The organism is Streptomyces sp. NBC_00322 (assembly GCF_036147535.1).
Taxonomy (GTDB): domain Bacteria; phylum Actinomycetota; class Actinomycetes; order Streptomycetales; family Streptomycetaceae; genus Streptomyces.
On sequence record NZ_CP108019.1, the window covers coordinates 7,744,486 to 7,768,559 of the forward strand.

Sequence of the window (24,074 nt, forward strand, 5' to 3'; positions counted from 1 at the left end):
CCCTGGCCTTCACCACAACGTCGAGGACCACATGACCAACCCGCCCGCAGTATCCGAACCGGCTGCACACCCCCGCCGCGTTCTGCTCGCCTCTCCCCGCGGATGGTGCGCGGGCGTGGACCGCGCCGTGCTGGCCGTCGAGAAGGCCCTGGAACAGTACGGGCCGCCCATCTACGTCCGCCACGAGATCGTGCACAACAAACACGTCGTGCAGACCCTGGAGAACAAGGGCGCCGTCTTCGTCGAACGCACGGACGAGGTACCCGAGGGAGCCATCGTTCTGCTGTCCGCCCACGGCGTCGCCCCAACCGTCCACGCCGAAGCCGCCGCGCGCAACCTCGCTACCATCGACGCGACCTGCCCGCTGGTCACCAAAGTCCACAGGGAAGCCGTCCGGTACGCGCAGCAGGACTACGACATCCTCCTGATCGGCCACGAAGGCCACGAAGAGGTCATCGGCACCAGCGGCGAAGCCCCCGACCACATCACCGTGGTCGACGGCCCCCACGACGTCGCAAACCTCTCGGTACGCGACGAATCCAAAGTCGTCTGGCTCTCCCAGACCACCCTCTCCGTCGACGAAACCATGGAAACCGTCAACGCCCTCAAGACACGTTTCCCGAACCTGACCTCCCCGCCCAGCGACGACATTTGCTACGCCACGCAAAACCGCCAGACCGCGGTGAAGAAACTCGCCGAGGACGCCGAACTCATCATCGTCGTCGGCTCCAAGAACTCCTCCAACTCCGTCCGCATGGTCGAGGTCGCCCTCGACGCCGGCGCGCCCGCCGCCCATCTGGTCGACTTCGCTCACGAGATCGACGAAGCCTGGCTGGAGGGCGTCACCACTGTGGGCCTGACCTCCGGCGCCTCCGCCCCCGACGTCCTGGTCGACGGCGTACTGCAATGGCTCGCCGAGCGTGGCTACGACCATGTCGATACCGTGACGACCGCCGACGAGTCCATCACCTTTGCCCTCCCACACGAACTCCGTCGCAATCTGCGATGACACCACAACTACCCCGGGAGAATGGACTTCGCCGCAGCAAGCGCCGCGGCCTTGGCGCCCGCTGCGAGGATCCGAGGGCTCTGGCCGACGGCGGCGGTCCCGCTCCTGTGTAGGACGAGGTCTGGGAGCTAGGGCCTGTCGTTCGGATCTTGCCGGGCTCGCGTGCCCTGGCACGCACGCTCGCTGCGTTGTCGTCAGTCGCCGACGCTCCGCGTCGGCTCCTTCCTCCGCCTTGCGATCGCACGCACCAGACCCCGCTCACTGATCCGGCCTGATCCAAACGACAGGCCCTGGTCCCGGCGGCCGGGTCCCTGTCCCTGCATGAGGATCTTGCGAGCGGTCGTGCTCGGGCGGGTCGAGGGTGGCGAACCAGTCCCGCCATCAGCAGCGTCGCGGCGAGCGCGGCGGCCCGGTCCGTGGGGACCGGCGGTGACGAGCCGGGACAGTACGTCGTCCTGCGGTGCGGCGCGCTCGGTCTCGGCGAGCGCGCCGAACAGTGCGAACAGCGGGCCCGGCCCCGGCGCGGCCGCCCCGTCCGTCCCGCCCCGGCCGATGTCGGCGAGCAGTTGGGCCGCGCGCTCCCGCTCTTCGGCGGGCACGCCGATCAGCTCGTGCAGGATGCTCAGCGAGTACGCCAGCGCGAAGTTGCGGTGCAGATCGGCGGGTTGTTCCAGGCCGGCGAAGTCCTCGGTGAGTGCCCGCGCCGCGGCGGCCACGCGTGGCCCCCAGGGTCTGCATACGGCGCGCCGCGAACTGCGGGCCGACCCACGAATTCCCGAGAGTTCGGCGTCTCCCGGCGAAGCCGTCTTTGTGGAGTGCGCCACATCTAGAGGTGAGTCCTCTTCGCCTTCTCCGCGGCGGACACGGACCGCACCGGGCCGGGTTGTCGGCGTGGGCCCCGCTGACCGGCGGCGAGGCTTGCGGAACCGGTTGCGTGTTGGCGATCGGGAACGCGTGAAGGCCGTTGCAGAGCGCTCGCGATGGGATCGCGCACAATCGAGGAACGCCCCTGTTGATGCGTATGATCAGACAAGACCGAGTTGTTCGATTCGTGCCATTCCGCCAACTCCTCTGCGTGGCGGGGCAGTAACAGGAGGAGCGGTGGCCTTAACTCCCGGCCTGAAGGCGGAGGACGAGCCTAAGCTCGTCGGCCGAGATCTGGAACTCGCCCTGATCCGCGAGCATCTGCGCGGCACGGGCGACGGGCGCGCGGTCCTGCTTCGCGGAGCCGCCGGCATCGGAAAGACCCGGCTGATGTCCGCCGCGCTCGCCGAACTGGGCGCCGGCGCCCGCGTCCTCACCGTCAAGTGCCAGGAGAGCGGTGGCGCCGCCTACGAGGCCGTGCGCGGACTGTTCGCCCCGCTCGGCCTCACCGACGGCGACCCCGCGAGCCACCCCCTGTTCGCCGGGAGCGCCACACTCGCCGACAGTGCCGCACTCGCCCTCCCGGCCCTCTCGGCGGACGGCGCCGCCGACGGCCAACCGGCCGACATGTACGGCGTCATGCACGGCCTGTACTGGCTCACCGCCTCCCTCGCCGCCGAACGGCCCCTGATCCTCGCCGTCGACGACCTCCAGTGGTGCGACGAGGCATCGCTGCGCTGGCTCGGCTTCCTGCTGCGCCGGGCCGAGGGCCTGCCGGTCGCCCTGCTCCTCACCCTGCGCTCCGAGGTCGAGCACGCGCGTCCCGACATGCTGGACGAGATGGCGGACGTCGCATCCTGCCTCACCGTCGACGTCGAGCCGCTCACGGACGACGCCGTACGCGACATGCTCGCCGCGGCCCTCGCCATCACGCCCGACCCGTCCCTCGTCGAACGCTGCATGGAGCTCACCGGCGGCACCCCGTTCCTGGTCCAACTCGTGGTGCACGAGCTGAGGGAGTCCGCTCCGGTCGCCGGACTCGGCGCCGCCGCGCTCGGAGACGTCCTCGGGCACGGCGCGGTGGCTCGTTTCCACCTCGACCGGCTCACTCCCGAACGGCTTGCCATGGCGAAGGCCCTCGCCGTTCTGGAGTCCGACGACATCGAAGCCGCCGCCGCCCTCGCCGGCACCACCCCCGGCCCCGCCGCCGGCGCCGTCGACGCCCTGCGCGCCGCCGGACTGCTGCACCCCGACTCTCTCGCCTACCGCCACGACCTCATGCGCCAGGCCGTCCTCGACGGCACACCCGCCGGGGAAATTCTCGCGCTGCGCGAGCGCGCCGCCCGCCTGCTCAACGACTCCGGGCGCCCCAGCGACCAGGTCGCCGTCCAGCTGATGCACCTGCCCGAGGTGCCTGAGCCCTGGATGGTCACCGTCCTACGCTCCGCCGCCCTCGGCGCCGAGCAGCGCGGCGCCCCCGCCACCGCCGGCCAGTACCTCTCCCGCGCCCTGCGGCACGACCTCGACGACATCGAACTGCTGTCCGCCTCGGCCCGGGTCCTCGCCCACACCGACCACCCCACCGCGCTCAGCCGGCTGGAACACGCGCTGTCCCTCGCCACCGACCCGCGTCTGCGCTGCCGCCTCGTCCTGCAGTACGTCATCACCTCTCTCGGCGCCCAGAACTCGCTGCGCGCCTTCGAGTTGGTGGGCGAAACGCTGCCCATGGTCGAGTCCGACCTCGGCGACTCCCCGGAGGAACAGGCGCTGCGCACCGTCGTCGAGGCGATGGCACTGGTCTCCGGGCTCGACGAGAAGTCCACCGTGCGCCGCGTCAGCGAGCGGTTCCGCGACCATGTGGCGCCGCCCGGCGAGACCGCCGAGGAGCGCCTGCTGCTCGGTATGCTGTGCGCGCTCGGCACCCTGGAGGGCCGCCCCGCCGCCGAGCTGGTCCCGATGGCCGAGCGGGTCCTGCGGGTCGGGGACGTCTCGCTGGGCGGCTGGGGCGCCCTGGGCGCCACCCTCACCCTCTATCTCGCCGATGAGATCAAGCCCGTCGAGTTCGTGCTCACCGCCCTGCTGGAGCACGCCCAGAAACGCGGCCAGGCCTGGAACAGCGCCCTCGCCTCCACCACCCGGGCCCAGGTGCACATGTGGACCGGCAACATCTCACTGGCGCTGGCGGACGCGCAGCTCGCCTTCGACCTCGTCCACCGCGACCTGCATGTGAAGAGCGCCGTCGGACCGCACTGCACCCTCGCCGACGTCCTCGTCCTGCGTGGGGACGCCCGCCGCGCCGAGGAGGTGCTCGACCTGATCCGGCGGCCCCGCCTGGACCAGTTCGCGCTGGAGTCGCACACCTACATGATGAGCCGGGCCCGGACCCGTGCCGCCCTCGGCGACTTGGAGGGAGCCCTCGACCACCTCGTGCGGTGCGGTGACAGCCTCGCCGAGGCGGGCATCTGCAACCCCGTCCTCGCCCCCTGGTGGTACGACGCCGCGCGACTGCTCGCCGAACTGGGCCGGCACGGCGAGGGACGCGACGTCGTCGACCGCGTGGCCCCGGCCGTGCGGCGCTGGGGCACGTCCCGGGCGCGGGGCATGCTGGCCCTCGCCGGCGGTGTCCTGACCCCGGGCGACAGCGGCATCGACGAACTGACCGAGGCCGCCCGGCTCCTCGACAACAGCCCCGGCCGCCTGGAGCACGCCCGCGCCGAGTACCTGCTCGGCCGGCGGCTGCTGGAGCGCGGCGACGCCGAGAGCGCCCGCGAACGACTGCGCCGCTCCATCGACATCGCCGTACTCTGTGGCGACCGACTTCTCCTCGACCAGGCCGTGCCCGCCCTCGGCGCGGCCGGCGGCCGGCTGCGCCGCGGCACCGAGTCACCCACCGACGCCCTCAGCGGAAGCGAACGCCAGGTCGCCGAGCGGGCCGTCGCCGGCGCCACCAACCGGGAGATCGCCGAGGCCCTGTTCCTCACCCAGCGCACTGTGGAGTTCCACCTCACGAGCGTTTACCGCAAGCTCGGCATCCGAGGGCGCCGCGAACTGGCCGCGGTCCTCGCCGGCGAACCCAGACCCGTCGGCTGACGCCGTACGGCTCATCTGCCTTCCGCACGCGGGCGGTTCGGCCGGCTTCTTCCACCTGGTGTCGATGCGCTTCGCCCCGGAGGCCGACGTGGTCGCGCTCCAGTACCCGGGGCGCCAGGACCGGCGTCTGGAACCGTGCGTCGAGGACATCGGGAAGCTGGCGGATCTGCTGTGGGAGGAGATCCGCGAGCTGAGCGAGAAGCCCACGGTGTTCTTCGGCCACAGCATGGGCGCGGTACTGGGCGACTACCGGGCCATCGAGACCTACACCTGCCCGCCCGGGCGCCGGGTGCGCGCCGCGCTGACCGCCCTGTCGGGCGAGGCCGACCTGTGCACGACCCTGGCGGAGGGCGGAGGCCTGGCGGGACCACACCGAGGGCGCTCTCCGCATGCGGGTCTTCTCCGGCGGCCACTTCTGCCTCACCGGGGATCTGAACGAGGTGTACGCCGAGATCGACACGGAGCTCGACGCCGCCCGCGCGGCCGGGGCCTGAACCGCCGGGAGGTCCGACGCACAACGCCGAAGGCCCCACCGCAGGGAACGGTAGGGCCTTCGAGGGGTTCGGATGACCATGGTCAGTCGGACACGAACTCCGGGCGCACCCGCGGCGGCCACTGACCGACGGCGAAGACACCCAGGGAATAGCTCCTCGATATCAGCGCCGGCCGGTTGGTCACCTTCATCTTCCGCAGCAGCGAGGAGACGTGGTATTCCACTCCGCCGCGGCTGAGAAAGAGTTTCGTGGCCAGCTGGACCGTCGACTCACCTGATGCCACACCTTCCAGAATGCGGGCGTGCATCGGACTGAACAGCTTGCGCCGTGCGTTGGCGATCTGCGGACCGTTCGCGGATTCCTCCGGGTCGACCAGCACCAGGATGCGATCGACCCGGCCGACTCCACTGCGTACGGCGATTCCGGTCATCTCGCCGCAAAATACGGCGTCGTGCGCGCCCACCGCCACCAAGTGGTCGGCGAACCGAGGGCTCTGCCCGTCCGCCAGCCGGCTCAGCTCGTTCTTCAGCTTGCCCTGCACACTGGGGTGCAGGAGTTCACAGAAGTCCTTTCCCCTACCGTGCCCGGGGTGCCAATCGAATTGGCGGGCGAAGGATCGGTTGGCCTCGATTATCCGGAACTCCAGATCAAGGTTCGCTAAGCAGGCGAGGGACTGCTCGAAAAGCGCCAAATGGCTGTCGCGATATGGTTCCGGAGACCAGTTTCGCGGTGCGTCGGGGTGGATCTCTGTGGATTTCAGGCAGGCGTTCTTCATGGGGGGTGGGCCACTCTCTCTCAGTGATCATGACCAGTGGTGCATCCCGCGGCAGGGAGTGTTCCTTCCTCATGACATTGCCAGCGAATGAAAATGCATGTCAAGGCAAACAAGGTTCACTGGTCCCTATTTACCGCTAAGACTGCGGTGCCCACCGGCGGTGGTTCGGTGCGCATTGCGGTCCCGTATGCCGGGGCTTTCCGAGTACCGTTCGGTAGCCTGCGAATGTTCACCCTCGGGTGACGTTGAAGTCAGGACTTGCACACGTCAGTGTGGGTGCCCGGCTCCGGAGCGGGCTGCTGAAGTGTGCGGCTGCGAAGCTCGTGAAGAATGTGCGGACTTTGTGTCACCGTATGCCGTGAACACAAAGAACAAAATTCTGCGCAGCTCAGCGTGCATGGGTGGGCCGTGCTGGGCAGGCTAGCGGGTTCCGTCCATTCCCATGGCTTCCGCCAGTTGTTCCCGGCCAGTAATAGAGAATTTGCGGTAGGAGCTGGTGAGGTGTCTTTCCACGGCCCGTAGACTCGTTTCTAGTTCCGCCGCGATCTCCCTATTGCTGAGACCGCGTGCCGCGTGTTCCGCCACCCTCGTCTCGGCCGGGGTGAGTCCGGCCGCGACCGCGCGCGCCGGGCGGGCCGTGGTGCCGTGCCCCGTGTCGGCCGGCGCGTCCAGTAATTCGGCGGCCATTCGGCGCCCACGCCTGAATACTCGGTTGCCCTCCGGGACCGACTCCCGTTGCAGGCGCCTGCCCAATTCGGTGAGGGCATGGGCCAACTCCAGGCGGCTGCCCTGCGTTTTGACGGTGTCGACGGCCTGCCGCAGCAACGCGACGCCCGGCGCGCCGTCGGTGACGACGCCGAGCAGGCGCAGCGAGCGGCTCAGGGCGGTCGGCGCTCCCCAGCGAAGGGCGTGTTCGTGATGGGTTCGCGCCACCGCGAGGGCCTGCGCGGACCGGCCCATCCGGTGCTGGACCAGCGCGGCCCGCACCTGCCAGTGGGCGAACGCTGGATTCACCCAGCCGGCGCGTTCCATGACGCGCCCGCAGTCCAGATAGTGCGCGAGCGCCACCGGCAGATCTCCCCGTGCCTCCGCCAGCATGCCGTTGAGCGCCCCGTGCAGGGTGAACAGCCGCAGGTCGGTGGGGGGTTCGGCGGGGTCGAGCACCTGCCCGGCGAGTTCGCCGTCGCCCAGTTCGAGCGCGACGAAGCCCAGGAGGAGGGTGGCGTGCACCCTGTCCCCGGTCGCCGTGCCCTCACCCAGCGCGAGTGCGCGGCCGCCGTGCTCCCGGGCCAGACCGACCTCGCCTCGCGCCGCCTGGGTCAGACCGCGCATCGCCTCGATCCGGGACAGCATCGCGCGGTTTCCCTCCTGCGCGGCGTGCAGGTGCGCGGCGTCCAGCCAGGACGCGGCAATGTGCGGGCTGTCCGTGCAGTAGAGCACCGGAGGCAGCAGTTCGAGCACCAGGCCGGACAGCGCGGTGTGCGTGGGCTCCTCCTCCAGGACCTGCCGGGCCATGCCGGCCACGGTGCCGTGGTCGGTCTGTCCGCCCATGGCCGCCGTGAACACGAGGACGGTGCGCAGTTCACGTTCGGCCGACGAGGCGCCGCAGTGCTGCTCGCCGAGTTCGCGCAGCCGACGCGCCGCCGACGTCACCAGGCCGGGATCCTCAAGGCCGGCGTACCGGGCCCTGGCCTCCAGTCGCATCGCGAGGTACCCGCCCTGCCGGTCGGCCTCGCGCGGCGTGCCGAGACGGGCGGCCGTCTCCCGGACGAGGGCGGCGACCTCGGGATCGCTGCGCACGATGTCCATCGGCGTGCTGGAGACGACCTCGGCGCGGCGCCGCAGCCGGGGCATGAGCCGCGCGGCCTGCACGAAATGGCGGCCCGCGACCGGGGACCTCAGGTCCAGCTCGGTGACCCCGAGTTCGTACAGCAACTCGGCGCGGACATGGCTGGCGGCGGACACATCGACCAGGGCACGGCTGAGATAGCGCACGGCGGTCTCGGGCGCGCCCCGGCGCCGGGCGGCCGCCGCCGCGGCGCGCAACTGGTGGATCTCCCACGGGTCGCCGAGCCGGTCGACGTGCAGCAGCGGCAGGGCGACCTCCTCCGGTCCGGCACCGAACGCGTCGAGCACGGCGGACGCCTCCCGGTGGCGGCGCGAGCTCTCCTCGTCCCCCATGGCCTGCAGGACGACAGCGCGGGTCGCGCGTGTGTGGGCGGCCTCGCCCTGGACGTCCGCCGGCGGCCACGCGTGGGCGAGGGCCTCGCGGGCCTGCTCGCACTGCACCGGGCTCAGCCCCGCGAGCCGCGCGACGAGATCGTCGCCGACGTGGTCGGGGAGCACGGCCATCGCTTTGAGGAAGGCGTCCAGGACGGGTTCGCGGCGCAGCAGCGACAGCAGCCGCTCACGGCGCAGGGACTCGCCGAGCGCGCGCAGCCGCTGTGTGTCCCAGTGGGGTGCGCCCAGCCGCCTGAGCCGGGCCCGGCCGCACAGCGCCCTCAGGTCCTTGGGCCGGCCCCCGGTGACGTCGTGACAGGTCCGGCCGAACTCGTGCGGGCAGCCCGGCCCGAAGTGGCGGGCCGCCAGCTTTGCCGTGGCCCGGCGCGACAGGCCGCGGGCCCGGACCCGGTGCGTGGCGGCGGCGGCGATCTCGCTGACGAGCGGACTCCGCGCGCCGAGGCCGTCCTTGCGGACCACGGCCAGCAGCAGGCGCAGTCCGTCGAGGCGGGCGGCGAGGTGGGCGAGCGCCTCCAGCGAGGCGTCGTCGACCCAGCCCAGGTCGTCGACGGCGAGCACCACGGTGCGCTCGGCGCTCAGGCCGGCGAACAGGATGTGCAGCCAGTGGAGCGTGTCGGCGCGGACGGCGGCGCCGCTCTCGACGCCTGGCCCCCAGTGGCCCGTGCCGGTGGCGACGGGCGGCGCGGCGGCCGGCGGCGGGGCGAGCAGGTCGCGTTCGGCGACCAGCGGGAGCACGAGATGGCGCAGCACACCGAAGGAAACGGTGCGTTCGCCGGGGGTGCCGGTGGAGCGCAGTACCAGGGCACCGGCCGTCGTCGCCCGGTCGGCCAGCTGGTTGAGCAGTGCCGTGGTGCCGGTGCCGGCGCCGCCCTCGACGAGGACGAGGACTCCGGTGCCCGACTGGACGTGGGCCACCGCCTCGTCCAGGACGGCCAGCTCCTTCTCGCGCTCCAGCAGCACGGATCAGCCGTCCTGCTGCCGGGCTCGCAGGTGGGCGACGAGGGCGACGCGCCCCTTGACGCCGAGCTTGCGGTAGACGTGCGTGAGCCGTAGCTCGACGGTGCGGGTGGCCAGGCCCAGCCGCCGGGAGATCTCACGGTTGGCCAGACCCTCGACGACGAGGGCGGCCACGTCGCGCTCGGAGGGCGTGAGAAGGTCCGGCTCCGGGGCGATCCCGTCGGGCGCCGTAGGGGACCTTTCACGGTCCTGCGTCCAGGGGATCTCGACGCCGTGCAGCGCCAGCGCCTCGTGCGTGCGGGCACGCTGCGCCGTGAAGGCGATCGCCGTTCCCCAACGCTCCGCGACATCGCGCTCCTTGGCGAGGAGTCCGTCCGCCGTGCCGGGGGCGCCAAGGAGATGGTGGGCGACGGCCGCGACTCCGCGCCACGGGATGAGCATCGGGTTGCGCCAGCGCTTGGCGCGCAGCACGCGGCCACATTCCTCGAGTAACAGCAGGGCCCGGGCGGCGTCCCCGTCGATGAGGGCGAGTTCGGCGCGCGCGTACAGCAGGAACGCCGTGGTGACGCTGTGGCCCTCGGACCGGCTCGGGGCGCGTTCCGAGGCGCGCCGGGCCTCCTCCACGCGGCCGCAGCGGATGAGGGCGAGGATCTCGGCGGCGGCGAGCCGAGGTGCGAGGAGGCTGTGCCACGAGGCGGGCGGGAGGGCCCGCGTGGCGGCGGTCAGATGGCGCAGCGCCTCCTCGCCACGACCGAGGCGCACATCCGCTTCGGCGCGACAGAGCAGGGCCTGGGCGGCCGCCGCGAGGGCGTTGTCGCGGCGGGCGTCCGCGGCGACGGCGTCGAGGCGGTCGAGGGCGGTGGGTACGTCGTCCGCGCACAGCATGGCCCGGGCCGCTGCCGTGCGACACATGAACGGTACGGACGCGGGCGCGGCCAGCGCCGCGTGGGCGAGGTCGAGAGCCCGGGCCCGGTCGTCGCCGCGGGTGGCGAGGGTCCAGGCGTGCACGGCGGACTGGGCCGGGTGTCCGAGGCGGTCGGAGTGCACGGGCGGCGGGGCGACGAGCGGCAGGCCGCCCTTCTCCTTGTGGGCGAGCCGGCCGAGGGCGCGCAGCGGATGCAGCTCGTCGTCGGGGATCTTGGTGAGGGCCCGCTGGTGCACGTCGGCGATCACCCAGCGGGCGGTCTCGGCGTCGCCGCGGCTGAGCAGCAGATCGGCGGCGCTGAGCACGTGCGGCCAGGTCTCGCGGCCGAGGTGGCGCAGCATCACCTGGCGCAGTCGGCCGTCCGAGGCCTGTGGGGCGGTGACGGCCTCGGCGGCGGCCAGCCGGATGAGACGCCGGGCCCGCTCGGTCTCGGTCACCGGCTCGGACAGCGAGTGCCTGAGGGTCGCGGTGGCGAGGTCGGCGGCGTGCCGCAGGGGCGGGGCGGCGGCGATGTCCGAGGCGGTCCACAGGCGCACGAGCGCGGTGACGTCGCCGAGTAACTCGGCGACCGTGCCGACGCCGGCGCCCTCCTGCCCGTGCAGCGAGGCGGCGCGACGGTGCAGGCGGTCTCGCTCGGGTCCGGTCATGCCCGCCACTACCTCGTCGGCGAACCAGGGGTGACGCAGCCGGGGGGTGTCGGTGTCGGCGAGGAGTCCGCAGGACCGAAGGGCGTCCACGGCGTCGGTGAAGGCGGTGGCGTCGAGGCCGGCCAGGGACGCGAGCCGGGCCGGCTCCGCCTGGTGGCCGCAGACGGCGGTGGCGCGCAACAGGGCGACGACGTTCTTGGGTAAGCCGTGCACGGCGGTCAGGGCGCGGCTGGACCAGGTGGTGCGGGCGGCGGCGATGAGCTGCGGCACGGCATCGGTATCCAGGGGGCGGCCGAGGGCGGTGATCCGGTCGGCCACGGCGTGCAGAACGGCGGGGGACCAGCCGGCGACGTCGGCCACCGTGAGCACGGACCGCTCCACGGGGTGGCCGACGCGTGACTCGACCAGACCTCGCGCCTCGGTGGCGGTGAGCGGGGCGAGGCGCAGGGTGCGCACCGGGCAGGGACCCGCCGGCTGCGCTCCGGCCGCTTCGAGAACCTGTCGGACGGGCACGGGGGAGGTGACGACGGCGAGGACGGCGCCCTGACGGGCGCGGTGGATGAGGTCGACGAGCCGGCGCAGCGAGTGGGGGTCGGCGAGGTGCAGGTCGTCAACGGCCAGCAGCACGGGCCGTCCCCCCGACAGCGCCAGGAGCGTGTCGCACATACGGGCGACGGTGTCCGTGGGCCGGCTGGTGGGGCCGATACCGGAGGCGAGGGCACCGATCCGGGACGGACGGCACAGGGTGCCCAGCAGTTGGGTGATGGCGCCGTAGGGGAGCTGGGACTCGCGCGGTGAGCAGCGGGCGACACCGACGGCGAGACGGGAGGCCCGGGCCCGGTCGACGGCCCGTTCAAGGACGGCGCTGCGGCCGGAGCCTACGGGGCCGCTGATGACAACGATGTCAGAGACACCGTCCTGCAGCCGGTTGACGAGTCCGTCGAGGGTGTCGAGTACGGCCCGCCGGCCGACGAGTTGAGCGGGGACGAAAGCGGGGGTGGTGGTCATGGGCGACCCGGGGGGGTCGCGGCGCACACCGTCGGGGGCGGTGGGGGGTAGGTCGGCGAGCCGCGGACGGTTTCGCATGCGCACCTCTCGTCTGATGACAGCGGGTGACCTGCTCTTCCTTCGATTCGGAGATCAGCGAGCCTCCAACCGCCTTTACACTAACCGCCATTACGCGTTGCCTGAGGGATCCCTGAGCTTTTCTTGAGGTTACTGAGGAATCAACACGCGTTGATAAGTCGGAGGCGCCGCAGAGTGCCTTCGTGGAAACTCGCGACGGCCCGTCAGGCGTTCCTTGCCGCCAACCGGCCTGATCAGGTCGTGCACTTGATCCTTCACCGGCCGCCGTCGGGCCATCTGCGAGAAACTGGCCGGTAACGCGGGTGAACACTTGATTCCCGTACCGAGGGCCAAGTTGGCCGTCATCCGTACCCAGCATCGGAAAACGAATCCAACCAGCTCAGGCAGGAGTCCTGACGGCCTTTCAGTTGACTTTGATTCCAAACTCCCGCGGTGCGCAGAGCGTCCGATACGTCGAGCGCTTGCCGGCCAGGGCCTGGGTGACGGGGATGTGCCGCGTGAGGTTGCCGGCCGGGTTCGGGCCGGTCAGGGTGCGCGCGACCACCATGACGGGAGCCGGGGGGCTGGGTCAGGGGGCGAATTGGAGTGGGGAAGGGGCCCTGTCGGAGTACGTGATTCGCCACGGGTTGGTCGCTCGGTGCTGATTCCCGTGCTGGTTCCGTGCTGACCTGAACCCCACGCACCAGCTGGACATCGGCGCGCTTCCCGGCCCGCGAGCGAACCCTGACGGCGAGTGGACAACCACGAGGCCGATGGCATGGGTGACAGCCGAAGTTGTGGGGTCTTCCCCAATGCTACGGGCCTGGTTTGCAGACGAAACTCTGCCTGAGCCGGGCCGGACCGTGTCCCGCGAGGCTTCCCACTCCTACCAACCCCCCACGAAAGGTCTGTTCTGTGACCAAACGTCAAGGGCGCCACGCCCGACCGAAACGCCACAGCCCGGTCGTGCGTCGCGCAGCGATCGTCAGCGGCCAGGCGATCGGAGTCTCCGCTCTCCTCGGGTCACTCGCCGGTACAGCCAATGCGGCGCCCGGCGACCCGGGGCACGTACGCATCACAGTGATCGGTGACTCCTACACCAGTGGCGAGGGTGCTTCGGCGGGTACCTACAAGACTGTGCAGGTGACAGGAGCCGAGGGCTCCGTCCTGAACCAGATCGACCCTGCCCACCAGTCCGCGACCGCCCCTACTCTCCGAGCCATCGACAAGATCGCGCAGGAGAATCCCAATGTGACGTTCGACGTGACGTTCGTCCCGGTCTCGGGAGCGACCCGCGGCTCGTTGTACGAGACGGTACGGCCGGGAACAGAGTTCGAGCATTCGCCTCAGATCGACGCGGTCAACGACGCCAACATCGTGATTGTCGGCGTCGGCGGCAACGACGCGGGGTTCGGCAATCTGGCGCGGACCGTGGTCACCTCCAGGGAGTCGACCACGGAGCAGGAATTCCCGAACATGATGGGGCCGCTGCAGGACGGGACCTACCTCAGCCAGCAGGCGGCGGTTTACCAGGACATCGCCTCCCGGGCCGCTCCGGGCGCCACGATCGTCACCCTCGGCTACCCGAAGGTCATGCCCGACGCCATCCCCGGCGGCTCTCCCTCCCCGGTGAGCGAGATGCTGATCAGCAACCGTGAGGCCCAGCTGGTCAACGAGTTCGGGTCGACCATCAACTCGCTGAACCAGCAAGCGACCCAGCTGGCGGCGCAGCAGTCCGGTGCCAACGTCACGTACGCGGATGTGTCACAGGCACTGTCCGGGCATGAGCTCTTCTCACCGCAGGAGGGGCTGAACGGCCTCGACTTCCTCAACGTTCAGGGTTCGTACCACCCCAACGATCTCGGCCAGGCACTCATCGCCAATACTCTGACTCCGACGGTGAACCAGGCCGTCATTCACGAGCTGGGCAACCAGGGGCTCGTCGGCCCGCCGGCCCCGGAGCCGGACCCGCTTCCCCCCGTCGACCCGGCGCCGGAGAACCCTCCGGCACCGCTGGACCCGGGTGCGCCTGATCCGGGTACACCGGATCCGGGTGTGCCTGACCCCGGTACACCGGATCCGGGTCTGCCTGACCCCGGTACACCGGATCCGGGTGTGCCTGACCCCGGTACACCGGATCCGGGTGTGCCTGACCCCGGTACACCTGACCCGGGTCTGCCTGATCCCGGTACACCTGACCCGGGTCTGCCCGACCCCATCACCGATCCGGGCGTCACCGATCCGGGCGTCACCGACCCGGTTGTGCCTGACCCGGTTGTGCCGGACCCGGTTGTGCCGGACCCGGTTGTGACCGAGCCCATCACCGACCCAGGCATGCCGGACCCGGGCTTCACCGACCCCGTCATGCCGGACCCGATTGTGCCTGAACCCATCGCCGACCCAGGCTTCACCGACCCGGTTATGCCCGAGCCCATCACCGACCCGGGCTTCACCGACCCGGGCTTCACCGACCCGGGCTTCACCGACCCCGTCATGCCGGACCCAGTTGTGCTTGAGCCCATCGCCGACCCGGGCTTCGCCGACCCGGGCTTCAGCGACCCGGGCTCCTTTGACTCGGGCTTCAGCGACTCGGGCTCCTTTGACTCGGGCTTCAGCGACTCGGGCTCCTTTGACTCCGGGTTTTGACCCAGGAACGGACGTCGCAGCGTTCTGACCCGGATCACGGCCCGCGTGCCATCCGGCTGCGGGGCGTGACCTGAGTACTTGCGCCGCACGGGCGCGGATCGAATGCGTGGAGTACGCGCGATCCGCGCCCACCTCTGCGTCCGTTGACGGCATCGCCCTCATTGTCCGCCGGTTCCGCGCCCGCGGCCGGCGCCATCGATCCGCTCGTGCGGCCGGCTTTCCGTGCCGCCCAGCTGACGTTCCCCGAAGACTTGGGTCAGGGCCCATCGGGATTCAACACCGAGTTTGCGGAAGATCCGGGTCATGTGAGCCTCGACGGTCTTCACTGACAGGAACGTCTTTTCCGCGATGTCCCGGTTGGACAGACCCTGAGTCGCCAGCTCAGCAATGGAGCTCTCGCGTGGTGAGAGCGCGGACGTGGCCGCAGATCGCGCGCGAGGCCTCAGTGCTCCGATCCGGCGCTGCGCGTTGACTGCCTGAACATGCAGGTGGCCGGCACCGTACGCGACCGCGCTCTGCTTGACCTGGCCGACGTTCTCCATCGCTGCGCCGAACTGCCCGGCCGAGGCCTGCGCCTGAGCAAGCGCCAGCCGGGTCCTGCCTTCGACCAGTACCTGACCCGTGGAGGCGAAGTCCGCCACCGCCGAGCCGAGCAACTCGACGGCCGCTTGTGCGTCGTGGCCCACGAGGCACGCCTGCGCCACAGCCGCGTGCCCCAGCTGCCCTCGCAGTCCCACCGCCGTCGCCGCGTCCGCGGCTCGCTGCGCCCACGTACGCGCCGCTTCCAACCGACCGCGCGCCGCCTCTGCCTGTGCCGCCGTGCTGAAATAGGTGGCCTTGATGGAGTGCGTCGGCCCCGAGTGCCGCGGTTGATCGATGATGTCCTGCACCAGCGAGACACAATCGTCCAGGCGCCCCTGCTCGAAACGTATGGCGGAAAGCACCCCGGCGGTCAGGCACCACAGCCGTCCACGGGCGCGGACCGTCCTCAGGGCGCGTTCGGCGAGTGGCGCCGCCGTCACCGGATCCTCACGGATCATGATGGCTCGCGCGCGCAGCGCCAGTGAGTATCCGAGCAGATCGGACTGGCCGAGCAGGTAGGCCATCTCTTCCGCGGCCTCCGCCGAGCCGACCGCCTCCGCAAGTTGGCCGACCGCACGGTGTGCCCACGAATGGCTGAGGAGAAGGTAGGGCATGACATGGCTCTGTCCGGTGTCCCGGGCGATCCGGATTCCGCGGGTTACGTGCCGGACGGCGTTGTCGTAGCGTTCGGCGAGCAACTCGGCCCAGCCGAGCTGGCTCAGCGGATCGAGGAAGGCGACCAGCTCCCCGTCCTCCATGTCGTCCACGGCCGCCGCGGCGTCCGAGGCGTGGGCCCGTAACGCTTCCGTCTTCCCGTTGTAGGCAGCGCCCAGGGCACGGCACGCGGCGGCGGCGATTCGTGTGCCCCGGTCGCCGGTGTCGTTCGCGTGCTGCAGAGCGGTGTCCAGGTAGCTCGCCGACTCGTCGTACGCCCGTTGGATCATGCGCACGGTCGCAAGCTCCAGCCTCAACGGGTTGGCCACGCCGCTGCTCTGGGGCCATGCGGCCAATTCCGCCTCCAGGACCGCCCTTGCCTCACTGACACTGCCCAGAATCCGCTCGACCTTCGCCTGCAAAGCGACCACACCCACCCACCGGCTGCGCTGGTCGGACGGCAGCATGCCCAACGCCTCCTTGAGGGCCGCTCGAAAGCCCACCAGGTCGCCGGTCAACCCCAGCGCGCGGGCAAGCGCCAGCAGCACGCCGAGCCTTGGTTCCCCCGATCCGGCATCCGCAGACTTCAGCAGCCGCAATGCGGCCGTGAGCCAGGACGCAGCGGTCGCCGGCACCGAGTACATGGTGCGCTCGGCAGCCTCGCGCAGCAGCTGTACCGCGTCCACGTCGCCGGCCTCGGCCGACCGTGCGACATAAGGGGCCCGCTCCACCGGACCGGCCCCGGCCTCACGCAGGGCCCGGTCGGCCCTGGCATGCGCGGCCAGCCACCAGCCGGGCGGCGATTCACCCGAGATCAACTCCCGCAGCAGCGGATGCCGGAACTCCAGCATCCGGCCGGACGGTTCGCCACGGCGGACCAGATCCATTTCGGCCAGTACGTCAAGTGCCTCCAGGGCCGGCCCGAGCGCCAGGTCTGCCACCGCCGCCAGCAGGTTCGGATCGAAGGGGTCACCGAGCACGGCGGCCGCCCTCAGTACTGACAGCTGCTCCGGATTGAGCAGCGCCACTTCCCTTACCAGCGCCGCTCGCAGGGAACCCGGAAGATCGACGAACTGGCTTGGGCACTGAGCCAGGGCTTGCGCCGACGTTGTCGGCGAATCGGCCGCCAGCCGCGCAAGCACTTCCAGGTAGAGGGGATTTCCTGCGCTCGCGGCGTACAGCCGGTCACGATGCTCGGCCGCCAACTCTGTGCCGAGAATGAGGTCTCCGGCACACCGATCGAGGGGGGCGAGCCGAAGTCGTTCCATCCGGTAGCCGTCGACCGACTGCGCAAAGCACGCCAGCAGCCGGGGCCGGGCCTGCCTCGGCCGGTACGAACAGGCCAGGACAATCGGCACCGCAGGAGGATTGCGGAGCAGGTAGTGCAAAAGCTCGAACGTGCCGTCATCGGCCCAGTGCAGGTCGTCCAGACACAGCAGGACACCACCGTCCCCGCCCGCAGACTCAAACAGCCGACTGACCGCGCCGAACAGCCGGAACCGTTCGACGTCGAGCAGCTGTGAGGTGCGATGGACAGGCTCTGAGGACCGTGCCATCACCAGGTCCAACAGGGAAAGGGTTTCCTCGTCCAGTGCGGGCTCTGCCCGGATTGCTGCGTGTTCCAGGCAGGTGCGAAGCGACTCGACGACGGCCCCGAACGGGCGCTCCTGCTCGTACTCCGAGGCCCGGCCCGACAGCACAGTCAAATCCGCGGCACGGGCATGCGAGGCGAGCTCCGCCAGCAGCCTGGTCTTGCCCAGCCCCGGGTCCCCGGTGATCTCGACCACCGACGAACCGCCATGGGCGCACGCATCGAGGGCTGCGCACAGCCGCGCCGTCTCCCTGTCCCGGTCCACAAGCGGCGTGGCTTGTCTTCGCGCTGGGAGTAGGCCATCGCGAGGATTGGGCCGCCCGCTCATGTCGTCAGGCACAGTGATCTCCGGGTTGGTGGTGGAACGGCCGTGGCATCGACCGCCACGCAGGTGGCGCCCGTTGCGGGGGCGGCCATGGAAACCACTTCCGGACAGGTGGCGGGAACGTTGCGTGTCGCCCCACCGTAGGAAGACGCAGATCAAGGGCACATGTGGTGGGACACCACAGTTCGGAGGGTCAGTGTGCGCGCGACCACCATGATGGAAGTGCGGGGGCTGAGTCGGAGTCGAATGGGAGTTGGGACGGAGCCTGTCGGAGTTGCGCTATTTCGCGTGTGTTTGGCGGCTCGGTGCTGATTCCCCTGCTGACTTGGTGCTGACTACGCAGCGTTGAACTTCGGCATTCGGCATGGATCGGGGCGGCCGCTCTTCGTGTCCCCGCCTGTCGCCGGCCCAGCTGAACCTCGTGTACCTGGCCGGTGACGGTGGCGCGCGGAGCCACTCCGCGGTGCCGTGCGGCGGACAGTGCCGGGTCGCTGCAATCGGGTCTTGAGGCTGATGAGGTGCGGCATGTCCGCGAGTGGTGTCAACTTCCGTATTTTTCATCATTCTTCTGGGTTGTCGCGCGGTGAGCGTCATGGGGGCGGTCCGCCTGTCAGGTGATGATCGACTAGCCGCGTCCGGTGCAGTCCTGAGTGCATCGAACCTGTGCCGTGCGGGCGTGGCCCGAGTGAGGAAGGGCGACATGCATCTGACCCCCCATGAGCAGGAACGCCTGCTGATCCGTGTGGCTGCGGACGTGGCCCAACGGCGCAAGGATCGCGGACTGAAGCTGAACTATCCGGAGGCGGTGGCGCTGCTGACGGCGTACGTCTTCGAAGAGGCGCGGGCCGGACAGACCGTCCACGACATCATGACCTCCGGGCGCGAGCAATTGAAGCGCGAGCACCTGATGGACGGCGTGGCCGAGATGATCGAGAACGTGCAGGTGGAGGCCACCTTCCCCGATGGCACCAAGCTCGTGACCATCCACAGTCCCATTCCGGAGGCCGCAACCAAGCCGCCGGTGGTCCACCCGGGGAAGGTGGACCACCCCAACGGCCAACCGGTGGCCTTCAACAAGGGGCTCGAGGTGACGAAGCTGTGGGTCCACAACCCGACGGACCGTCCCATCCAGGTGGGCTCGCACTATCACTTCGCCGAGGCCAACCCCGGGTTGCAGTTCGATCGTGCGGCGGCGTTCGGGAAGCGGCTGAATGTGCCGGCCGGCACCTCCGAACGCTTCGAGCCGGAGCCGGAGCCGGTGAGTAAGGAGGAGCCGGGACGTGAGGTCGAACTGGTGCCGATCGCCGGTGAGCGGGTCGTGATGGGCCTGCGCAAGGAAGTCGGGGGGCCGATCAATGGCTGAGCCGCTCGAGCGCGTCGACTACACCGACTTGTTCGGTCCGACGGCCGGGGACCGGATCAGGCTTGCGGACACCAATTTGTCGATCGAGATCACGGAGGACTGGTCCGGCGGTCCCGCACACAGCGGGAACGAGGTCGTCTTCGGCGGCGGCAAGGTGATCCGTGAGTCGATGGGCCAGTCGTGCGTGCCGCGCAATCCGGCTGCGGGCTATGCCCGCACGCCCGCGGACACCGTCATCACCGGTGCGGTGGTGCTGGACCACTGGGGTGTGGTGAAGGCGGACGTGGCCGTCCGCGACGGCAGGATCATGGCCTTGGGCAAGGCGTACAACCCCGAGACGATGGACCGGCTGCATGACGGTCATGCGCAGGCGACGGACTTCGTGATCGGCCCGGAGACGGAGGTGATCGCGGGCAACGGCCGTATCCTCACCGCCGGCGGGGTCGACACCCATGTGCACTTCATCTGTCCGGAGCAGATCGGCGAGGCGCTGGCCGCGGGCGTGACCACGCTGATCGGCGGCGGCACCGGCCCGGCGGAGGGCAGCACCGCCACCACCGTCACTCCCGGCTCGTGGCACATCTCGCGCCTGTTCGAGGCACTGGACGCGTTTCCTGTGAACATCGGCCTGCTCGGTAAGGGCAGCACCATGTCCCAGGCCTCGATGCACGACCAGGTGGATGCCGGAGTCCTCGGCTTCAAGATCCACGAGGACTGGGGTGCTACTCCTGCCGTGATCGATGCGTGCCTGCGGGTGTGCCAGGACACCGGTGTCCAGCTTGCTCTGCATGCCGACTCACTGAACGAGGCCGGCTTCGTGCAGGACACTATCGCCGCGGTGGACGGACGCTGCCTGCATGTCTTCCACGTCGAGGGCGCCGGCGGCGGCCATGCGCCGGACATGATCACCATGGTGAGCCTGCCCAACGTGCTGCCCGCCTCGACCAACCCGACCCGGCCGTTGACGCTGAACACCGTCAAGGAGCACGTCGACATGATGATGGTCTGCCATCATCTCAACCCGCAGTTGCCGGCCGACCTGGCCTTCGCCGACTCGCGCATCCGCCCCTCCACCATGGCGGCGGAAGATCTTCTGCACGATCTGGGAGCCATCTCCATGATGTCCTCGGACGCCCAGGCCATGGGCCGCATCGGCGAGATGATCATCCGGACGTGGCAGACCGCGCATGTGATGAAGGCGCGCTACGGAGAGCTGGCCGGGGACAACGGCTCGGACAACCACCGCGTCCGCCGCTACATCGCCAAGTACACCATCAACCCCGCCATCGCCCAGGGCATCGGTCACGAGGTCGGCTCCGTCGAAGTCGGCAAACTCGCCGACCTGGTGCTGTGGGAGCCGAAGTTCTTCGGTGTGAAACCGCACCTGGTCATCAAGGGCGGACAGATCGCCTACGCGCAGGTCGGCGATGCCAACGCCTCAATCCCCACCCCGCAACCGGTCCTTCCCCGCCCGGTGTGGGGAGCCCGTGGCCGCGCCCCGCAGGCCAACTCGTTCAACTTCGTCACCCAGCGGGCCCTGGACCAGGGCCTGGCCGGCCGCCACGGGCTGGGCAAGCAGTTCCGGGCCATCACTGACACCCGCGGTCTCAAGAAGACGAACATGCGGGAGAACCACGCCATGCCTGAGGTGTTCGTCGACCCGAACACCTTCAAAGTGAAGATCGGCGGCGCCGAGGTGACCGACGTGAAGACGCAGGTGAATCAGGATCCGGTGGACTGGGACCCCCCTACCGCCGAACTGCCCATGGCTCAGCGCTACTTCCTGTTCTGAGCCCCTGCAGCAGCCCGACTCCAGCAGGACAGAATCCGAGAGGTAGTGGTCACGCGATGAACCGCGCAGCTCTGCTCGTCCTGGCCGACGGCCGCTTCCCCGCCGGAGGGCACGCGCACTCCGGCGGGGTAGAGGGCGCGGTCGCCTCGGGGACCGTCCACGACGCCGCCACCCTGAAGGACTTCTGCCAAGGCAGGCTGCACACCACCGGACTCGTCGCGTCCGCCCTCGCCGCCGCAGCGGCCGCCGGCTGCGACCCGCTGGCGCTGGACGAGGCCGCCGACGCCCGCACACCCGCGCCTGCCCTGCGCGAAGTCGCCCGCAGACTGGGACGGCAGATGATGCGCGCCGCACGAGCCGCGTGGCCGGCTCCCGAACTCGACCAGCTCGCCCGCGACCGGCCGCACGGCGCACACCAGCCCGTTGTCCTGGGCCTGGCCGCCCGCGCGGCCCAGCTGACGCCCCTGGACGCCGCCTACGCGGTCGGCTACGAGAACACCAGCGGCCCGGCCACCGCGGCGGTGCGCCTGCTGAGCCTCAATCCCCTTGACGCCACCGCAGTCCTCGCCGCCCTCGCCGGTGATCTCGACCAGGTGGCCGACCTCGCGGCCGAGGCGGCAGCGCGGGTGTGGCAGGAAGGCACCGACGCCCTGCCCGCCGCCTCAGCGCCCCTGCTCGACATCACCGCCCAGCAGCACGCCGCCTGGCCGGTACGCCTCTTCGCCTCCTGACCCACCCGCACCGCGCACCCCCCTTTCGGAGCCCCTCATGCACCTCGACCATGCCGGCGTCTTCCCCCACCGCCACACCGACAGCGCCGCGCAGCCGGCCCGCGTCGACGGCAGCCGCCGTGCGCTGCGCATCGGCCTGGGCGGGCCGGTCGGTTCCGGCAAGACGGCCACGGTCGCGGCGCTGTGCCGGGCCCTGCGCGACCAGCTGTCCATCGCGGTGGTGACCAACGACATCTACACCCGCGAGGACGCCGAATTCCTGCTCCGCAGCGCCGTACTGCCGCCCGAGCGCATTCAGGCGGTCGAGACCGGCGCCTGCCCGCACACCGCCATCCGCGACGACATCTCCGCCAACCTCGAAGCCGTCGAGCAACTGGAACAGATGCTCGGCCACCTCGATCTGATCCTGGTGGAATCCGGTGGCGACAACCTCACCGCCACCTTCTCCAAGGGCCTCGTCGACGCGCAGATCTTCGTCATCGACGTCGCCGGCGGCGACGACATCCCCCGCAAGGGCGGCCCCGGCATCACCACCGCCGACCTCCTCGTCGTCAACAAGACCGACCTCGCTCCCCACGTCGGCTCCGACCTGAAACGCATGGCCACCGATGCCAAGGCGAAGCGCGGCGACCTGCCCGTCGCCTTCACCAGCCTCACAGCCCAAGACGGCATCCGGCCGGTGGCCGACTGGGTCGGCGAACGCCTCACCGCGTGGACGACGGTCGGCACTGCGGCATGACCACCGCTTCCAGCCCGGCGTGGACGCCGTCACCAGCAGGTGTGGGCGTCCACGCCACAGCCCGCATCCGGGCCGCCTTCAATGGCCGCCTCACCACCCTTCCCCTGCTGCGCAGCGACGGCCCCTTCCACCTGCGCCAACTGCGTCCCCACGGCACCCAGGCCCGGGTGTGCGTCATCGGCGCCATGAGCGCGCCCCTAGGCGGAGACCGGCTGGCCATCGATGTCACCGCCGAAGCCCACGCCGATCTGAGCATCACCACCGCCACCGCCACCATCGCCCTGCGCGGCCCCACCACCGACCACGCCACTTACGACGTGAACCTCACGGCAGCAGACCACGCGGCTGTGCACTGGCTCCCCCAGCCGCTCATCAGCACCCACAACAGCAACCTGCACCAGACCTACACCGTGAATCTCGCCCCCACCGCCCGACTGGTCCTGCGCGAAGAACAGATCCTCGGACGCGCCGCAGAGCCCCCCGGCCGCCTGGCCACCCGACTGACCGTCCGCCGAGACGGAAGCCCCTTGCTGGACCAGCACAGCGTCTACGGCCCCAGCGCCCCCGGCTGGGACGGCCCCGCCGTACTCGGCAACTACCGCGTCACCGGCCAGATCCTCATCGTGGACCCGCTCTTCGCCACAACACCCCCCACACCACAGGTACTCGGCGACAATCCGGCCAAGGGCCAAGGCACACTCGTACCATTGGCAGGTCCCGCAGTCCTCATCACCGCGATCGCCCCCACCGCCGCACGCCTCCGTCACATGCTGGACAACGCCGCCGGCCCACTCACCAAACCATTCGCCGGCACCTGAAGCGACGGGGCGTTCGTGCCCTGCCAATGCCGAATGCCGGACGCACGGGAAGCGGCGCGCAGTGCGAACAGAAAGAAGTGGAAATTCCAGAAAGCCCTCCGCGGGGCTCGCGCGTGGAACTTGCCTATAGGAGTGAGGAGTTGGAGAGTATCGTTGTCGTTGGCAAACGGGGACTGACAAGGGAGATCGGCGAATGCTCTCGGAGGCGTTGGCAGCGCTGGCCGCAGCCGGTGGGACAGCAGTGGTACAAGTCGCCAGCACCGATGCATGGGCTGAGTTCCGAAACCGTGTGGCACGCCTGATCGCCCGGGGAAGTCGCGAGCGTGAGCTCGTAGAGTTGCAACGACTGGACCGGACTGCGGCTCTGCTGACAGCCGAGTGTGACGAAGCAGCGGAGATCGGCCAGGTCGCTGCCTGGCAGGCTCACTTCGAGGCATTGCTGGATCGCCTGCAAGGCGCTGAGCGCGACTCTGCGATTGCAGAGCTCCGCGCGCTGGTCGAAGGCAGCACCGCCCGAAACCGGGATGGCGGAGGGAACCTCACGGGCAACGTCTTTCATGGCCCGACTGCGGTCCAGACCGGCAGCGACAGCCGCCAGGACAACCACTTCGGTCACAGTGCATGACCACCTAGGCCACGGCGTCCCCGAAGAGAATGAGCCTGGGCACACTGAATTCCACGGCCCGACCGCAATTCAAGGCGGACCCCGCAGCGTCCAGAACAACCACTTCTATGCTCCAGCACGAAGTATGGGGACTCTTCCGTG

The 24,074-nt window shown here is 70.1% G+C and carries 15 protein-coding genes and 1 pseudogene; 10 read left to right on the forward strand and 6 right to left on the reverse strand.

What is annotated here, in order from left to right:
- Window positions 1-31 precede the first annotated feature (31 nt).
- Window positions 32-1,009 (forward strand): 4-hydroxy-3-methylbut-2-enyl diphosphate reductase, encoded by a 978-nt coding sequence (locus OG905_RS35440; protein WP_328680845.1) that lies wholly within the window; start codon window positions 32-34, stop codon window positions 1,007-1,009.
- A gap of 194 nt (window positions 1,010-1,203) precedes the next feature.
- Here OG905_RS35440 and OG905_RS35445 read toward each other — a convergent pair whose 3' ends face one another.
- On the reverse strand, window positions 1,204-1,725 hold the full coding sequence (locus tag OG905_RS35445; RefSeq protein ID WP_328680847.1) for a hypothetical protein: 522 nt from the start codon (window positions 1,723-1,725) through the stop codon (window positions 1,204-1,206).
- 385 nt (window positions 1,726-2,110) lie between these two features.
- Between OG905_RS35445 and OG905_RS35450 the strand changes: the two genes are divergently transcribed.
- Both OG905_RS35450 and OG905_RS35455 read left to right on the forward strand, forming a co-directional pair.
- Entirely contained in the window at window positions 2,111-4,963 is a 2,853-nt protein-coding gene (locus OG905_RS35450; protein ID WP_328680848.1) for an ATP-binding protein, read from the forward strand.
- 64 nt (window positions 4,964-5,027) lie between these two features.
- Window positions 5,028-5,144 (forward strand): annotated as a pseudogene (locus tag OG905_RS35455) (thioesterase); the annotation flags it as partial.
- Between the two features lie 395 nt (window positions 5,145-5,539).
- On the opposite strand, the gene OG905_RS35460 reads toward OG905_RS35455, so the two are convergent.
- The 4 genes from OG905_RS35460 to OG905_RS35475 all read right to left on the reverse strand — a co-directional run bounded on the left by OG905_RS35460 (window position 5,540) and on the right by OG905_RS35475 (window position 12,635).
- Window positions 5,540-6,232: a LuxR C-terminal-related transcriptional regulator gene (locus OG905_RS35460; protein ID WP_328680850.1), complete on the reverse strand. Its 693-nt coding sequence runs from the start codon at window positions 6,230-6,232 to the stop codon at window positions 5,540-5,542.
- Window positions 6,233-6,652: 420 nt separating this feature from the next.
- Window positions 6,653-9,433, reverse strand: a complete 2,781-nt coding sequence (locus OG905_RS35465) for an AAA family ATPase (RefSeq protein ID WP_328680851.1) — start codon at window positions 9,431-9,433, stop codon at window positions 6,653-6,655.
- A 3-nt stretch (window positions 9,434-9,436) separates the two neighbouring features.
- Complete coding sequence (locus OG905_RS35470; protein ID WP_328680853.1) at window positions 9,437-12,010, reverse strand: AAA family ATPase; 2,574 nt, start codon at window positions 12,008-12,010, stop codon at window positions 9,437-9,439.
- A gap of 481 nt (window positions 12,011-12,491) precedes the next feature.
- A complete protein-coding gene (locus OG905_RS35475) occupies window positions 12,492-12,635 on the reverse strand; it encodes a hypothetical protein (protein WP_328680855.1) in 144 nt (47 codons plus the stop codon).
- A 398-nt stretch (window positions 12,636-13,033) separates the two neighbouring features.
- Between OG905_RS35475 and OG905_RS35480 the strand changes: the two genes are divergently transcribed.
- Window positions 13,034-14,713 (forward strand): GDSL-type esterase/lipase family protein, encoded by a 1,680-nt coding sequence (locus tag OG905_RS35480; protein ID WP_328680857.1) that lies wholly within the window; start codon window positions 13,034-13,036, stop codon window positions 14,711-14,713.
- A 158-nt stretch (window positions 14,714-14,871) separates the two neighbouring features.
- Here the strand turns inward: OG905_RS35480 and OG905_RS35485 are convergent, their stop codons facing one another.
- Entirely contained in the window at window positions 14,872-17,805 is a 2,934-nt protein-coding gene (locus OG905_RS35485; RefSeq protein ID WP_328680858.1) for a helix-turn-helix transcriptional regulator, read from the reverse strand.
- A gap of 760 nt (window positions 17,806-18,565) precedes the next feature.
- Here OG905_RS35485 and OG905_RS35490 point away from each other — a divergent pair.
- The 6 genes from OG905_RS35490 to OG905_RS35515 all read left to right on the forward strand — a co-directional run bounded on the left by OG905_RS35490 (window position 18,566) and on the right by OG905_RS35515 (window position 23,933).
- Window positions 18,566-19,228, forward strand: a complete 663-nt coding sequence (locus tag OG905_RS35490; protein ID WP_328680861.1) for an urease subunit gamma — start codon at window positions 18,566-18,568, stop codon at window positions 19,226-19,228.
- Window positions 19,221-21,020 (forward strand): urease subunit alpha, encoded by a 1,800-nt coding sequence (locus OG905_RS35495; protein ID WP_328680863.1) that lies wholly within the window; start codon window positions 19,221-19,223, stop codon window positions 21,018-21,020. Before OG905_RS35490 ends, OG905_RS35495 begins: the two co-directional genes overlap by 8 nt.
- 56 nt (window positions 21,021-21,076) lie before the next feature.
- A complete protein-coding gene (locus OG905_RS35500) occupies window positions 21,077-21,751 on the forward strand; it encodes an urease accessory protein UreF (RefSeq protein ID WP_328680865.1) in 675 nt (224 codons plus the stop codon).
- Between the two features lie 37 nt (window positions 21,752-21,788).
- Window positions 21,789-22,490 carry an urease accessory protein UreG gene (gene ureG, locus OG905_RS35505; protein WP_328680867.1) on the forward strand — a complete coding sequence of 234 codons (702 nt, stop codon included), beginning with the start codon at window positions 21,789-21,791 and terminating at the stop codon, window positions 22,488-22,490.
- Complete coding sequence (locus tag OG905_RS35510; RefSeq protein ID WP_328680869.1) at window positions 22,487-23,308, forward strand: urease accessory protein UreD; 822 nt, start codon at window positions 22,487-22,489, stop codon at window positions 23,306-23,308. Before ureG ends, OG905_RS35510 begins: the two co-directional genes overlap by 4 nt.
- A gap of 193 nt (window positions 23,309-23,501) precedes the next feature.
- On the forward strand, window positions 23,502-23,933 hold the full coding sequence (locus OG905_RS35515; RefSeq protein ID WP_328680871.1) for a hypothetical protein: 432 nt from the start codon (window positions 23,502-23,504) through the stop codon (window positions 23,931-23,933).
- Window positions 23,934-24,074 lie beyond the last annotated feature (141 nt).